This window comes from Mesorhizobium sp. CNPSo 4661 (genome assembly GCF_057784215.1).
On sequence record NZ_JBWGIO010000003.1, the window covers coordinates 175,872 to 190,745 of the forward strand.

General features: G+C 65.0%; 15 protein-coding genes. 6 read left to right on the top strand and 9 right to left on the bottom strand.

The window, feature by feature from the left end; genetic code table 11:
* Window positions 1–5: 5 nt before the first annotated feature.
* The 4 genes from AC0YKC_RS05600 to epmA form a co-directional block, all read right to left on the bottom strand.
* On the bottom strand, window positions 6–251 hold the full coding sequence (locus tag AC0YKC_RS05600) for a DUF4170 domain-containing protein (RefSeq protein ID WP_320297405.1): 246 nt from the start codon (window positions 249–251) through the stop codon (window positions 6–8).
* Window positions 252–326: 75 nt separating this feature from the next.
* Entirely contained in the window at window positions 327–1,136 is an 810-nt protein-coding gene (locus AC0YKC_RS05605; RefSeq protein ID WP_488510418.1) for a 3'(2'),5'-bisphosphate nucleotidase CysQ, read from the bottom strand.
* Window positions 1,123–2,466, bottom strand: a complete 1,344-nt coding sequence (locus tag AC0YKC_RS05610; protein ID WP_320297407.1) for a TldD/PmbA family protein — start codon at window positions 2,464–2,466, stop codon at window positions 1,123–1,125. The genes AC0YKC_RS05605 and AC0YKC_RS05610 overlap by 14 nt, the downstream gene beginning before the upstream one ends.
* 210 nt (window positions 2,467–2,676) lie before the next feature.
* Entirely contained in the window at window positions 2,677–3,720 is a 1,044-nt protein-coding gene (gene epmA / locus AC0YKC_RS05615; protein WP_488510419.1) for an EF-P lysine aminoacylase EpmA, read from the bottom strand.
* 129 nt (window positions 3,721–3,849) lie between these two features.
* Between epmA and efp the strand changes: the two genes are divergently transcribed.
* Entirely contained in the window at window positions 3,850–4,419 is a 570-nt protein-coding gene (efp, locus tag AC0YKC_RS05620) for an elongation factor P (RefSeq protein WP_320297409.1), read from the top strand.
* 109 nt (window positions 4,420–4,528) lie between these two features.
* Here the strand turns inward: efp and AC0YKC_RS05625 are convergent, their stop codons facing one another.
* Window positions 4,529–5,530: an NADP-dependent oxidoreductase gene (locus AC0YKC_RS05625; RefSeq protein ID WP_488510420.1), complete on the bottom strand. Its 1,002-nt coding sequence runs from the start codon at window positions 5,528–5,530 to the stop codon at window positions 4,529–4,531.
* Window positions 5,531–5,642: 112 nt separating this feature from the next.
* Window positions 5,643–6,455 (bottom strand): oxidoreductase, encoded by an 813-nt coding sequence (locus AC0YKC_RS05630; protein ID WP_488510421.1) that lies wholly within the window; start codon window positions 6,453–6,455, stop codon window positions 5,643–5,645.
* A 103-nt stretch (window positions 6,456–6,558) separates the two neighbouring features.
* Between AC0YKC_RS05630 and AC0YKC_RS05635 the strand changes: the two genes are divergently transcribed.
* Together AC0YKC_RS05635 and AC0YKC_RS05640 are read left to right on the top strand one after the other, a co-directional pair.
* Window positions 6,559–7,152, top strand: coding sequence for a TetR/AcrR family transcriptional regulator (locus AC0YKC_RS05635; protein ID WP_488510422.1), 594 nt, complete (start codon window positions 6,559–6,561; stop codon window positions 7,150–7,152).
* 82 nt (window positions 7,153–7,234) lie between these two features.
* Window positions 7,235–8,737, top strand: a complete 1,503-nt coding sequence (locus AC0YKC_RS05640) for a winged helix-turn-helix domain-containing tetratricopeptide repeat protein (RefSeq protein WP_488510423.1) — start codon at window positions 7,235–7,237, stop codon at window positions 8,735–8,737.
* 182 nt (window positions 8,738–8,919) lie between these two features.
* Here AC0YKC_RS05640 and AC0YKC_RS05645 read toward each other — a convergent pair whose 3' ends face one another.
* A complete protein-coding gene (locus AC0YKC_RS05645; RefSeq protein WP_488510424.1) occupies window positions 8,920–9,585 on the bottom strand; it encodes an ArsR/SmtB family transcription factor in 666 nt (221 codons plus the stop codon).
* 111 nt (window positions 9,586–9,696) lie between these two features.
* Between AC0YKC_RS05645 and AC0YKC_RS05650 the strand changes: the two genes are divergently transcribed.
* The 3 genes from AC0YKC_RS05650 to AC0YKC_RS05660 all read left to right on the top strand — a co-directional run bounded on the left by AC0YKC_RS05650 (window position 9,697) and on the right by AC0YKC_RS05660 (window position 12,882).
* A complete protein-coding gene (locus AC0YKC_RS05650; RefSeq protein ID WP_488510425.1) occupies window positions 9,697–10,428 on the top strand; it encodes an MBL fold metallo-hydrolase in 732 nt (243 codons plus the stop codon).
* The gene (locus AC0YKC_RS05655) at window positions 10,425–11,687 is read left to right on the top strand and encodes an MFS transporter (protein ID WP_488510426.1); all 1,263 of its coding nucleotides are present in this window, start codon (window positions 10,425–10,427) and stop codon (window positions 11,685–11,687) included. Before AC0YKC_RS05650 ends, AC0YKC_RS05655 begins: the two co-directional genes overlap by 4 nt.
* Window positions 11,688–11,793: 106 nt before the next feature.
* Entirely contained in the window at window positions 11,794–12,882 is a 1,089-nt protein-coding gene (locus AC0YKC_RS05660) for an acyltransferase family protein (RefSeq protein ID WP_488510427.1), read from the top strand.
* A 25-nt stretch (window positions 12,883–12,907) separates the two neighbouring features.
* Here AC0YKC_RS05660 and AC0YKC_RS05665 read toward each other — a convergent pair whose 3' ends face one another.
* Together AC0YKC_RS05665 and AC0YKC_RS05670 are read right to left on the bottom strand one after the other, a co-directional pair.
* A complete protein-coding gene (locus tag AC0YKC_RS05665; RefSeq protein ID WP_488510428.1) occupies window positions 12,908–13,549 on the bottom strand; it encodes a Vgb family protein in 642 nt (213 codons plus the stop codon).
* A 31-nt stretch (window positions 13,550–13,580) separates the two neighbouring features.
* Window positions 13,581–14,801 carry a helix-turn-helix domain-containing protein gene (locus AC0YKC_RS05670; protein WP_488510429.1) on the bottom strand — a complete coding sequence of 407 codons (1,221 nt, stop codon included), beginning with the start codon at window positions 14,799–14,801 and terminating at the stop codon, window positions 13,581–13,583.
* Between the last annotated feature and the right edge of the window lie 73 nt (window positions 14,802–14,874).

Consider the following 14,874-nt stretch of genomic DNA (forward strand, 5'->3'; position numbering starts at 1 on the left):
CGACGTCAACCGCCGACCTTCGATTCTGGATCGAGCAGACGGTGCAGATGAACAACGAAATAACGCATATGGGCATTATCGACACTGGCCTGCGCCTTGGCTTTCCAGGCGCCAAGCGCGGTCTGATAGTCGGGATAGATGCCGACAATGTCGAGGGTTTCGAGATCGCGGAACTCGGTTCCACCCAGCTTTTTCAGCTCGCCACCGAAAACCAGGTGCAAAAGCTGCTTCTTTCCGTCTTCCACGGCCATGCCGATCCTTCGCATGCTTATGAATTCGTGACAGGTTTTAGACCAAAGCTGCCGGTATTGGAACCGCCGACCGCCTCACCCTTCGTCAAGCCCGGCAATGACCCCGGCAAGCACGCCGAGCAATTCGCCGCTGCCGGCCGCGAGCGCGCCGTGATTGATCACCTCGCCGGCGTAGCGCGGCGGCTTGCCGGTGCGGTCTATCAATGCGCCGCCGGCCTCGGTGAGGATGAGATCGGCGGCTGCGATGTCCCAGTCATACGCGCTCGGCTTGACGAAGGTCGCGTCGAGTTTGCCCGCGGCGATCATCGCCAGCCGATAGGCAAGCGAAGGAATGTAGGCCGTGCGCCGCAGCCTTCCCTGCCAGGCCTGCGGCATCAAGTCGACCAGCGGCTTGGGTCCGCCGATATCGACGTCCTGCCCAAGCGGACGGACATGGATGCGCCTGTCGTTGAGATAGGCGCCCTCACCCGGCAGCGCCCAATAGGTCTCGCGTTTGGCCGGGCATTCGAGCACGCCCGCGAGCGAGCGCCCGGCCTCGACCACGGCTACGCTGACGCACCAGGAATGCAGGCCATCGAGAAAGCCGCGCGTGCCGTCGATCGGGTCGACGACGAAGGTGCGGCGGGCCGACAGCCTGGCATGGTCGTCGGCGGTCTCCTCCGACAGCCAGCCATAATCCGGACGCGCCCGAAGCAAGGTCTCGCGCAGATAGGCGTCAGCCGCATGGTCGGCCTCGCTCACCGGCGAGGTGCCGCCTTTCATCCACACCTGCGGGTTGTTGCCGAAATAGCGCATGGCGATGGCGCCGGCCTCGCGAGCGGCATCGCGCAGCAAAGCGAGGTCTTCGCGGGCCTGGCTCGAGGTCAATTGGTCAAGCGCCGGCAAGGGTCATCCCTTCGATCAGGAGCGTCGGCGCCGCCGTGCCGAAATTGCGGTCGAGATCGTTCGCCGGCACCATGTTGAGGAACATGGTCTTCAGGTTCGAGGCGATCGTCACCTCGGCCACCGGGTAGGCCAGCGCGCCGTTCTCGATCCAGTAGCCGGAGGCGCCGCGGCTGTATTCGCCGGTCACCATGTCGACGCCCTGGCCGAAGACCTCGGTGACATAGAAGCCGCTCTTCAACGACGCGATCAGATCTTCCGGCGAACGCCCGCCCGGCTCGATGGCAAGGTTGGTCGAGGACGGCGAAACCGACGAGCCGCTGCGCGAGCCGCGCCCATTGGTGACGAGGCCGAGCTCGCGCGCGGCAGAGGTCGACAGGAACCAGTGGTTCAAGACGCCCTTCTCGACCATCAGCAGCTTCTCGCCCTCGACGCCCTCGCCATCGAAGGGGCGCGAGGCCTGGCCACGCCGCCGCAAAGGCTCGTCGGTGACGGTGATCGCGGCCGACGCCACCTCTCTGCCCATCATGTCGCGCAGGAAGCTGGTCTTGCGGGCGACCGCGGCGCCGTTGATGGCGCCCGCCAGATGGCCGGCTATGCCGCGCGCGACGCGCGGATCGAACACCACGTCGACCGGGCCGGTCGCCGCCTTGCGGGCGCCGAGGCGGCGCACCGCGCGTTCGCCCGCCTTGCGGCCGATCTCTTCCGGCGCGTCGAGGTCGGCGAAGTGCTGGCGCGAGGAGAATTCGTAGTCACGCTCCATCGCGGTTCCCTCACCCGCGATGACGCTGGTCGAGCGCGAGAAACGCGAGCCGACATACTGGCCGACAAAGCCATGCGAGGTGGCGAGAACCATGCCGCCCAGGCCGGCGCCGGCGCTGCTGCCCGCGGAATTGGTCACGCCCTTGACCGCCAATGCGGCCGCTTCGGCCGCAAGCGCCGCTTCCTTCAGCTGGTCCGCCGATACCTCCGTCGGGTCGAAGAGATCGAGATCGCGCAGATTGCGGGCAAGCAGCGCGGGATCGGCGAGGCCCTGGAACGGATCTTCGGGCGAAACCCTGGCCATGGCCACGGCACGCTCGGCAAGCGCCTTGGGGTCGGATGCGGCGGTGGCCGAAACGCTCGCCACACGCTGGCCGACGAAGACGCGCAGCGACACATCCTCGCTCTCCGACGATTCGGTGCCCTCGACCTTGCCCAGCCGAACCGACACGCCGGCGGAGCGGCCGCGCACCACGACCGCGTCGGCCGCGTCGGCGCCGGCGCGCCTGGCCGCCTCGACGAGCGCCGCGACGCGATCGGTCAATTTCGCTGCGTCGAGCTTATCGGTCATGCGGTTGTTCCTGTTTGTTCACGCAGTCCGTCAGGAGGAACCCTGCCGGCTATGATGGTGCCGCACCATCATGGACGCCATGGCACCATCATGGACGCGTCCGCACCATCTATTGTTCCACCGACGCTTGTGCAATGGCGGATGCGGCAATCTCAAGGCAATCGCCGTGGTTCGTGTCGGATGCTTTACCCCAGGACCGAGAAGGGCGTGCTACTCGGCCACCGGCGCCCAGATCACGTCCTCGATCCTGTTTGCCCCGGTCGCCAGCATCACCAGCCGGTCGAAGCCGAGGGCCGAGCCGCTGGCTTGCGGCATGAGGGCCAGAGCGGCGAGGAAATCCTCGTCCAGCGGATAACGCTCGCCATAGACGCGTTCTTTCTCGTCCATCTCGGCGACAAAGCGGCGGCGCTGTTCGGCCGCGTCGGTCAGCTCGCCGAAAGCGTTGGCAAGCTCGACGCCGCAGCAATAGAGCTCGAAGCGCTCGGCGACGCGCGGATCCTCGGCACTCGGCCGGGCGAGTGCCGCTTCCGAAATCGGATAGCCGTAAAGGATGGTGGCCCGCCCCTGCCCCAGCGCCGGCTCGATCTTTTCGACCATCACCCGGCTGAACAGGTCGGCCCAGTTGTCGTCGGGCGCGGTGCGCAGTCCGGCATGGACCAGCGCTTCGTGAAGCGCGTCGCGGTCAGTTCTGCCGTCGACTGACACGGTCGCCAGCAGGTCGATGCCGGCATGGCGCTTGAAAGCCTCCGCCACGCTCAGCCGCTCCGGCTCGGCGAAAGGGTCGGCCTCGCGGCCACGGAAACGGAAGCGCTTTGTGCCGGCCTTTTCCGCCGCGAGCGCCAGGAATTCGGCGCAGTCGTCCATCAGGCGCTCAACCGTATCGCCGACGCGGTACCATTCGAGCATGGTGAACTCGGGATGGTGCAGCGGCCCGCGCTCGCGGTTGCGCCAGACAGGGCCGAGGCTGAAGATGCGCTCCTCGCCGGCGGCGAGCAGCTTCTTGCAGGCGAATTCCGGCGAGGTGTGGAGATAGAGCGGCCGGCGCGATGCGTCGGGCCCGATCGCCTCGGTGGCGAAGGCGGCGAGATGCGCCTCGTTGCCCGGCGAAACCTGCAGCGCCGAGGTCGTCACCTCGATGAAATCGCGTGTCGAGAACCAGCCGCGCAATGCTGCGGCGATGGCATTGCGCGCCATCAGGCGCGGCCGGCGATCGGCATGGATATCAGGCGTCCACCAGGGCGAAGCGGCGGTCATGGGCAGGAAAATCGAGCGGAAGGCTGGCGGTTCGGCGCAAGATGCGCTAGGGCGCACGCGATGGCCGCCGTCGCCGCTTCGCGGAAATCGACGCTCGCAGGCCGAAAAACTCGAACGGGATCGAATATCGTGGTCAAGGTCATCGCCAGCTCCTTACGCAAAGGCAACGTCGTCGATAAGGACGGCAAGCTCTATGTCATCCTCTTTGCCGAAAACATCCACCCTGGCAAGGGCACGCCGGTGACCCAGCTCGACATGCGCCGCATCGGCGACGGGGTGAAGGTGTCGGAACGCTACCGCACGACCGAAATGGTCGAGCGCGCCTATGTCGAGGAACGCGAACACACCTTCCTCTACTCCGATGGCGAAGGTTTCCACTTCATGAACCCGGAAAGCTACGACCAGGTCGTGGCCTCGGAAGGCGTGGTCGGCGACTTCGCGCCCTATCTGCAGGAGGGCATGGCCGTGCAGCTCGCGCAGTTCAACGGCGTGCCGATCTCGCTGGTGCTGCCGCAGCGCGCCACCTTCGAGGTGGTCGATACCGAGCCGGTCACCAAGGGCCAGACGGCGTCCTCCTCCTACAAGCCGGCCGTGCTCTCCAACGGCGTGCGCACAACAGTGCCGCCGCACATCTCGGCCGGCACGCGCATCGTGGTGATGACCGCCGACGGCTCGTATGTCGAGCGCGCCAAGGACTGAGAGCTTACGACAGCCCAATTGCCGCGGCTTCTGAGGACAGGCGTGCCGACCCATCGGCATACCTTGCCTTGCCCTGTCCTGAGTGCCGGCTCCCAAAAACGGCAGGGTGCTACCTGACCTTGATCACGACCTTGCCCTTGGCGCGCCCTGTTCCGACATAAGCCAGAGCCTCATTGGCCGCCTCGAATGGAAAAACCCGATCGACAACCGGGCGGATCGCCCCGGATTCGATGAGGGCAGTGATCTTGGTCAGTTGATCGCCCTGCGCCGCCATGAAAAGAAACGAAAAACTCACACCATGGCGCCTGGCCTTGGCCCGAATACCCCGGCTTAACAGCCGCATTAACAACGTCAGGACCAGGTTCAGTCCCTTCGCCCGCGCAAATTCAGGATCCGGCGGGCCGGAGATGGAAATGAGCTTGCCGCCCGGTTTCAGCACGTTCAGGGATTTTTCGAGCGTCTTGGCGTCCTGGCTGTTCAGGACGACATCGTAGCCCGACAAGACTTTCTCGAAGTCGTCTTTCCTGTAGTCGACAACCACATCCGCGCCGAGCCCCTTGACCAAATCGGCACTCGCCGCGCCGGCGGTTGTCGCAACGGCCGCGCCGAGGTGCTTTGCCAGTTGGATGGCGAATGTGCCAACGCCGCCTGAGCCGGCCTGGATGAAGACCTTCTGTCCTTTCTTCAGATTCGCCCTTTCGACGAGCACCTGCCAGGCGGTAAGGCCGACCAAGGGGATTGAGGCTGCCTCCTCCATGCTGAGGTTCTTGGGCTTCAAAGCCACGTCGGCTTCATCCAGGGCAATGAACTCGGCGAATGTGCCAATCCGGCCATCTCGCGGCCGCGCGTAGACATCGTCGCCGGGCTTGAACTTGCGGACTTTCGATCCCACGCGGACAACCGTCCCAGCCACGTCGTGGCCAAGGATGAAGGGCCGGCGATAGGGCAGGATGAGCTTGAACTTTCCGGTTCTGAGATCGGAGTCCAGGAGGTTCACCCCGGCGGCGTGGACCTCGACCAGGACATCGCTTTCCCCGACGTTCGGTGCCGGCATCTCAGCCAACCGCAGAATGCCCTTCTTGTTATAGCGATCGACGACAAATGCTTTCATTGCAGTGACTTTCTGAAACGTGTTTCTTGAAACAGTAGGTTCGGAAGGTGGCGGGCACAGCGGAAGGCCTTGTTTGCCAGTCGGCTGCGCGAAATCCTTCGCCGCGTTGCGTTCAGACCGGAAGGCGGAACTGTTTGCGCAGGCTTTTGTCGAATATATCCGCGGGGGCGAAGCGACGCAGCAGGCTGACCTGGCGCGCTGCCTTGCCGGCGGTGTAGCGCCGCCGCGGACGAGCAGCGGTCGCCGCCTTGACGATCACCTCGGCCACCACTTCCGGCCGATCGGCCACAGGCATCACATCGCGAAGGAGCGCTTCGAGCCCGGCTCTAGCCCGGTCGTATTCCTTCAGCAGGGAGACCGGCCGGATACCGTTCTGGTCGAAGACTGTGCGCACGAATGCCGGTTCGACCACCGAGACACGGACATTGAAGGCACGAACCTCGTGGTCGAGCGATTCCGAATAGCCTTCGAGCGCGTGCTTGACCGCCGAATAATGCGCCGAATACGGTGCCGGCACGAGTCCCAGCACCGAGCCGACGTTGACGATGCGCCCTTGGCCGAGCCGCCGCATCGACGGCAACACCGCATTGGTCATGCGGATGACACCGAACAGATTGACGTCGAACAGGGCCTGCACCTGTGGAACCGAGAATTCCTCGGCGCCTCCAAGCAGGCCGACACCCGCATTGTTGACCAGGAGGTCGATCCGGCCGGTCTGCGACAGCACCGTCGAAACGAGCGCGGCAACGGCGTCACCGTCGGTCACGTCGCATGCCAGCATTGTCACCCCTTCCGGGCCATTGCCGGCCTTGCGGCTTGTCCCGAAGACGGTGAATCCCGCCCGCGCCAATGCCTCGGCGCTGGCGCGGCCGATGCCCGAGGAGGCTCCGGTCACGATTGCGGTTCTTCCGGAATTCGCATTCATTTCGTTCTCCAAAATCATGAGGGCTAGCATTTTCGTGTCAGTTGAATTATGATCGTAATATCACATTATGCTCATAATGCAATAACAGAAAGGGATGGCTGCCATGCGCTACGAAAAGGGCCGGAAGGATGCTTCACGCGGCCGGATCATGGAGGTCGCCGCCGACCGTTTCCGGTCGGACGGGATCGCGGCGTCGGGCCTTGCCGCCATCATGAGCGACGCGGGGCTCACGAACGGGGCCTTCTACCCGCATTTTCAATCCAAGGCCGAGCTCGTGCGTGAGAGCGTGGCGGCGGCCTTGGAAGCGCAGTCGCACCAATTGCACGAAGCATTGGCCGCTGGCGGCCTGGAATTGGCCATAGATGCCTATCTATCGGCTGAGCACCGGGACAATCCTGGCAAGGGCTGCGCTTCTGCCGCGCTGTTGCCGGAGATTGCACGGCAGCCGGCTGAAACGCGGGCTGTTTATGCCGAGCGCGTCCAATCCTTGATGCGACAGCTAGCTGAAGCTCTGCCGCCGACCGAAGATCCGGAGGCCGTTGCGCTGGGCGTCTTTTCGACCCTCATCGGCGCTCTTCAACTGGCCCGCGCCATGGAAGGATCCGAATTGTCGGACCGCATCCTCGCGGCAGGGAAGGCTGCGGCACGGACATTGATCCAGCCGCTTCCGAAAGAACCGGCGCCGGGCCGGTCGTAGATCTGCTTGAGCTCGCAATTGGCGCTCCGTAGCCGCAGTGCCGAAACTGTTCCGGAAACTCCGAAACGGCTAATATCCCCCCATGCAGGGGACTCGCATCGCCTTTGGTCCGTTCGTACTCGATCCCGACACCGGGACGCTCCTTAAAGAGCGGACCCCGATCGCTGTCGGGCATCGTGGGCTGACGCTGCTTGCCGCGCTTGCGGCACGGCCCGGCGAGATCGTGACCAAGGCCGAGCTGATGGACGCTGCCTGGCCGGGCACCGCCGTCGAGGAAGGCAACCTTACCGTCCAGATCGCGACACTGAGAAAGGCTCTCGGTCCGGCTGACAATGGCGGTGAGTGGATCGCCACCGTGCCTCGCGTCGGCTACCGCTTCACCGGGACTGTCGAGCCGGTGGCGAGCGCGCCCTCCAAACCGATACCATCGTCCGGCAAGCCGTCGATCGCGGTACTGCCTTTTGCCAATCTGGGCGGCGATCACGACCAGCAGTATCTCAGTGACGGCATAACCGAGGATATAATCACGGAGCTGGCCAGGTTTCGCTCCCTCCTCGTCATTGCGCGCAATTCGTCCTTTCAGTTTCGCGATCCGGCATTGGACATTGCCGAAGTCCATCGCAAACTCGGGGTGCGATACCTGGTCGAAGGCAGCGTACGAAAGCTCGGCGACCGCATTCGCATCACCACGCAATTGATTGACGCCGCCACCGGCGCCCACCTGTGGGCCCAACGGTACGATCGGGCCCTCAACGACATCTTCGCATTGCAAGACGAGGTTGCCGCTCTCATCGCCTCGATGGTCGAGGGCCAGGCGGAGGCCGATACAGCGAGCCGCTCCAGACGCAAGCCTCCGGCCGATTGGGATGCATACGACTACTATCTGCAGGGGCGCGCGCTCTTCCATCAATATGAAATGGACGAGTCCGAGTCCCTGTTCGTTCGATGTGTCGAGCTCGATTCGACATTCGCTCAGGGCCACGCCTTCCTCGCACAGGCCCTCGTTGGCAGATTCTGGTATGACAACGATCCGAGGACACTGCAGAAGGCCTGGAACTCGGCGCGAGCGGCGCTCGCCCTCGACAGGAGCGATGGCGTCTGTCACCAGAGCATGGGGCTGGTGCTTACGCACATGCGCCAGCATAGCGATGCGGGAATGCATTTCGAGCAGGCACGCTCGTTGAACCCGCTGGACGTGAACATAGCAGGCGATTACGCAAGCTGGCTCAACTATGGTGGTCAAGCCGAGACCGCGCTCCGCGTGCTCGAAAGCGCGCTCCTTCGCGACCCGTTACCTCCGATATGGTTCTGGGAGGTGAAGGGCAGCTCGCTCTTCCTGCTTGGAAGGTACTCGGAAGCCGTCGGTTCGTATCAGAAGGCCGGCGACCATTTCTTCATTCACGCCTTCCTCGCAGCGACATACGCACATTTGGGTGAGATGGAGAAGGCGCGCGCTGAAGTCGAGGAAGCGCTGACAAGGAAACACGACGTAACTGTTCGGCTGATTTCATGTCTCCCGTTCGCCGACCCGGTCGCTCTGGAGCTTTTCACTTCAGGCTTCATAAAGGCCGGTTTTCCCGCGTGAACGCCACCGCCGTCGCGCTCGGCCTCAAGGCCAACTGGAAGCAGTTCGCGCTGCTAAAGCAGGTCGCGTGAAAAAGGATTCACGCAATCTGCTTTAAGTCCTTGATCTTAAGCATGTCTTTGCCCCGAAACCGGGACCACTTTCGGGAGACATGCTTTAGTGCTCGGCATCATTGCCCGCAGTCAGGCGGCCGCTTCGACCGGCAAGCCCGCAGCTCTCCATTCCGGCATGCCGTCCTCAAGGCGGCGCGCCGCAAGCCCGAGCGAGCGCAACGCAGCGACGGCCTCGAAGGACATCACGCACCAGGGACCGCGGCAATAGGCGACGATCTGCTTGCCGGCATCGGCGCTGCCGGACCACGCGTTGATTTCGCGGAGCGGCACATTGATCGCGCCCGGCACGTGGCCAAGCGCGAACTCATCGGCCGGACGAACGTCAATCAGTGTCACCAGTCCGTCGCGCATGAGTGCCTGCAGTTCCTCGCGCCCGACTGGCCGCATGTCGTCACGCGCGTCGAAATAGCCGCGCACGATGCGGTCGACCTCGGCAAGCTGCCGTTCGGCGACGCCGCGAATGACGGCGAAGGCCGACAGCACGCTCGCATCGGCGAGCGAATAATGCACGAACTTGCCGTCGCGTTCGGCCGAGACGATGCCGCCGCGGCGCAGCGCCTGAAGATGCTGGGAGATGTTGGCGACCGGCTGGCCGAGTTTCGCCGCGAGCGCCTCGACGCTGCGCGATCCTTGCGCCAGATGCTCGATGATCTCCAGGCGCAGCGGATGGCCGAGCGCCTTCGCAACGATCGCGAACTGTTGGTACAGCGCCTGCTTCGGATTGCGGATTGACATCGGCCTTTCAGCGACGCATCGTCATTCAATGGAATAATTGAATGATAGTTTCGGCTTGCTGTCAAGCTTGGCTGCTTCGCCCGGGACGGCTGTCCGTTTGGAGGAAACGCAATGATTCTCAGGCAGTTCCTGCATACCGATCCGGTCGCCGCCTCCTACCTGTTCGGCTGCGGCGGCAAGGCGTCGGCGGCTGTCGTCGATCCGGTCGGCGACATCGTGCCCTATGTCGAGGTGGCGCGCGCGACCGGCATGCGCATTCTCTATGTCGTCGACACGCATATCCATGCCGACCACATCTCGGCCGGCCGGGCGCTTGCCGAGGCGACCGGCGCCGAATACGTGCTGTTCGAAGGCGCCGAAGCCGGCTTCCCGTTCCGGCGCGCGAAGGACGGCGAGGTGCTGGAGCTCGGCAATGTCACGGCAACGGTGATGCACACGCCGGGCCACACGCCGGAGCATCTGAGCCTTCTCGTCACCGACCGGACGCGATCGACCGAACCCTGGTTCGTGCTCACCGGACACACGCTGATGGTCGGCGATCTCGGCCGCACCGAGCTTGCTTCCAGCGCCGAGGACGGCGCCCGCGCGCTCTTCGCCAGCGTGCGCCGGCTGAAGGGATTGCCCGACTTTATCGAGGTGCTGCCCGGCGCCTATTCCGGTTCTGTCTGCGGCCGTTCGCTGAGCGGCAAGCCGACGTCGACCATCGGCTTCGAGCGACGCTTCAACAAGGCCTTCCGCATCGAGGACGAGGGTGAGTTCGTCGCCGCCATGACCGCCGATATCCCTCCCCCGCCGCCGGGGGCCGCACGGAACCGGGCCGTCAACGCCGGGGCGAAACCTTGAGCGCAGCGGCGCCCGCCGTCGCGCTCGGCCTCAAGGCCAACTGGAAGCAGTTCGCGCTGCTGGTGCTGATCAACGCTTTCGTCGGCGGCATGGTCGGCATCGAGCGGACCGTGGTGCCGCTGATCGGCGCGGAGGAATTCGGCGTCGCGTCGACCACATTGGTCGTGTCCTTCATCGTCAGCTTCGGCGTGGTCAAGGCCTGTGCCAACCTCGTCTCCGGCCAGCTCGCCGACACATGGGGCCGCAAGCGCGTGCTGATCCTGGGCTGGCTGTTCGGCCTGCCCGTGCCCTTCATCATCATCTGGGCGCCGAGCTGGGGCTGGATCGTCGCCGCCAACGCGCTGCTCGGCATCAACCAGGGCTTCGCCTGGTCGATGACGGTGATCATGAAGGTCGACCTGGTCGGGCCGAAATCGCGCGGGCTCGCCGTCGGCCTCAACGAGTTCGCCGGCTACCTCGCGGTCGGCGTCACCGCCTTCCTCACCGGCTATCTGGCGAGCCGCTACGGGCTGCGTCCGGTGCCGATCTATCTCGGCGTCGGCTATGCGATCCTGGGTGCGGCGCTGTCGATCCTGCTTGTGCGCGACACGCGCGCGCATGTGCGGCTGGAGCTGGCGAACCATCCGAAAGCAGCTTCGCCGCTGAGCTTTCGCGAGATCTTCATGCTGACCTCGTTCGGGAACCGCAACCTGTTCGCCGCATCGCAAGCCGGCCTGGTGAATAATCTCAATGACGGCATGAGCTGGGGATTGTTTCCCCTCTTCTTCGTCGCCAATGGACTCGGCGTCGAGCGCATCGGCATTCTCAAGGCGGTCTATCCGGCGGTGTGGGGCATCTTCCAGGTCGCGACCGGGCCGCTCAGCGACCGCTGGGGCCGCAAGGGCTTGATCGTCGCCGGCATGTGGGTGCAGGCGGCAGCGCTTCTCACCACCGCCCTGACGCGCGACTTCAGCTGGTGGCTGCTGGCCAGCCTGCTGCTCGGCATCGGCACGGCGATGGTCTATCCGAGCCTGATCGCGGCGGTATCGGACGCATCGCATCCCTCCTGGCGGGCGCGCTCGCTCAGCGTCTACCGCTTCTGGCGCGACCTCGGCTATGCGATTGGGGCGCTGTCAGCAGGCCTGATCGCCGACTTCTTCGGCTTCGCCGCGGCGATCGGGGCAGTCGCTGCGCTGACCTTCCTGTCGGGTGCGATCGTGGCGATAGCGATGCGCGAGACTGGCGTCGCCGTCCCATTTCCAGCGTCGGGCGATGGTTAACGCCGGCCCCGAACAAGGTTTCCGTTTACGATATCGTAAGCTTGTTGCTGCGGGACATGCGCCCGTCCGCTACAATTGCGTCAGTTGAATTTCCTCGAGATCGCGCATGAGCTCCCCGAACCGCATGCCGTGGGTGGATACGGCAAAAGGCCTTTCCATCCTCCTGGTGGTGATGATGTATTCGGCCTACAACACCGGCGAATACACCGGCGGCGTCGGCTTCCTGCACTATGTCATCGGCTTTGCGACGCCCTTCCGCATGCCGGAATTCTTCCTGATCTCGGGCCTGTTCCTGTCGCAGGTGATCGACCGGCCGTGGCGGCGCTATGTCGACCGCCGCGTCGTCCACTATCTCTACTTCTACGTGCTTTGGGCGATCATCTCGATCGGGCTGAAGATCGGCATCTTCAGCCGCGACCCCGCCGGCATGCTGCACGATCTCGCGATGGCCGTCGTCGAGCCGTACGGCGTCTTGTGGTTCATCTACATGCTGGCGGTCTTCGGGATCGTCATCCGCGTGCTGCGCGAGCTCCGCGTGCCGCACTGGATCATCATCGCGGTCGCTGCCGCGCTGCAGATGTGGGCGCCGAAGCCGGAGAGCTACGCGCTCGAGCAGTTCGCGGCCTATTTCGTGTTCTTCTATCTCGGCTTCGTGCTCGCGCCGCTGATCTTCCGGCTGGTCGAATGGACGCAAGCTCGCCCGGCGATCGCCGTTGCGGGCCTGCTCGCATGGGCTGTCATAAACGGCCTGCTCGTCTATTCGCCCGGCTATGCCATGCAGCCGGTCGGCATGCAGATGGGCCTGGCGGCATGGCCGCCGCTGCATCTGTCGCTTGCCGTCGCCGGCGCGGTTGCGCTCTGCGTCGCCGGCGGCTTCCTGTCGAAATTCGCGTCCATGGAATGGCTGCGCTGGCTCGGCGAGCATTCGCTGGTCGTCTATGTTGCCTTCACCATCCCGATGTCGATCTTCCGCGGTGTCATGCTGGCAAGCGGCCTTCTGACCGACACCGGCATGCTGAGCCTCGCGGTCCTGCTCGTCTCGGTCGTCAGCCCGGTGGTGCTCTACTTCATCGTCAAGCGTATCGGCTTCGGCACCTTCCTGTTCGAGCGGCCGACCTGGGCGCATGTCGACGGACCGAACGCCGCCAAGGCTTCCAGCAAGCCTGTGACGCGGCAGGCGCGCGAAGCGGCCTGACCGGGCCGCCTCTTCCGCCAATCCGTTACTTATCGCCGCCATGTCCTGGGCGCCGCGCGGCCTTGATCTTGCCGCTGCTGCCGCCACCGCAGAAGAAGCAGCCGCCGCCATCGGATTCCAGCCCCGACACGCCGGAGGGCATCGCCAGTTCCTGCAACACGTCGCCTGTGTCGGGATCGACGCGCACCAGATCGCCCTCCTCGCCCTCCCAGGTGGCATGCCAGAGCTCGCCATCGACCCAGGTGACGCCGGTGACGACGCGCTTCGATTCGATCGTGCGGATCACCTTGCCCGTTTCAGGATCGATCTGATGGATCTTATGTGCCCGATATTCACCGACCCAGAGCGAGCCTTCGGCCCAGGCCATGCCTGAATCACCCCCGTTCCCGGGGGCGGGAATGGTTGCGACGACCTTGCCGATCTTCGGGTCGACCTTGTGGATGCGATCCTCGGCAATCTGGTAGAGATACTCGCCGTCGAAGGCGGTACCGGCATGCGAGGCGACATCGATCGTACGCACGATCATCCCGCTGTCGGGATCGAGCGCGTTCAACCTGTCGCCACTGGCGAACCAGACATTTTCGCCGTCATAGGTAACGCCGTTGACGCGCTCGACGCCGGGGAACGGTCCGTATTCACGCAGGATCTCGGCAGCGGCTCGTTTCATTTTCGATCTCCATTCGAACGATGGCCGCAGACTAGTCGGTCGGCAGCGGACCCGGGAGTAACAACACAGTCGGGAATCCGGTCACCGGCGGCATCATCCAGCGGCGCGCCCTGCCGCGGCCGACCGCCTGCACCTTGTTTGCCGTCGAAAGCTCCTCCAGTGCCCGCTGCACGGTGCGCGCGCTGGCGCCAAGCGCGATCGCCAGCGCCGAGCTCGACCAGGCCTCGCCATCGGCCAGGAAGGCGAGCACCGCGCCATGCTCATCCTCGACCGGCGGCGCAAGCACGACGACCCCGGCGGCCTTCAGCGGCGCGATGGCGAAACCGGCGGCGGTTGCGTTGATCTCGGCAAACTCACCGAGCTCGGCGCGCAGCCGTCCCATCTCGACTCTCAGCCGCGCACGATGCGATTCGTCGGCATGCCTGGCCCGGAAGGCGCGCCTCAGCAGCTCCTCGCGCGATGCGTCCGCCGGCCATGCCTCGGCGAGCGTGCGCGCCAGCGTAAACAGCACCGGCCGGGTTGCCAGCGACACGACCGCGTCGGCTTCGCGCACGACATTGCGGCAGGCATCGATAACCAGCGCGCCCGAGCCCAGCAATGCCTCGACCTCATCGAGCAGCAGATCATTCTCCGCGCCGCGCGCAATCAGCCGGCCGACCGGCGTGTTCAACACCAGGGATGCCGCTTCGACTTCGGCCCTCAAGGCTGGGATGTTGGCTTGGTAAGCGGCAAGCGATGCCCGGCCGAAGGCCGAGCGCGCCGCCTTTGTCCTGAGGCGGCGGACGGCAATGCCGGCCGCCGCCAGTTCATGCGCGACGCGCGCCACGGGCGGCAGCGGCGCCGGATCGAAATCCGCCAGCAGGCGCTCGGCCTCGTCGAGCCGGCCGATCAGGATGAGGCGGCGCGCCTCGAGGCTGCCGGCATAGGCTGCGTTCAGCCGGTCGCCATGCGCGGCGAGCGTCGCGCGGGCGGATCGCAGGGCCTTCTCCGGCCAGCCGAGGTCGCGCGAGACGAGCGCGATCTCGGCCTCGGCGACGACACAGCGCGCCCGCGCCACCGCTTCCCTCGGGCTGAAGGCGCGGGCGGCGTCCTTGAGCAGCGCCTTGGCCTTGGCGAAATCGCCGAGCTGCGCCATCGCGATGCCGCGCAACGCCAGCGCCGGCGCGTCGTCGCGCAGCGCGACGCGCTTCAGGGCGCCGAGCGGATCGCCAGCGGCAAGCGCGCGGCCGGCGGCGTTGATCAGCGAGTCCATGCCGTCGCCTCAAAGCCCGCCGCAGCAAATCGCGTCACACTTGTAACTCCCACCATTGCGGTGTGCGGCCCTA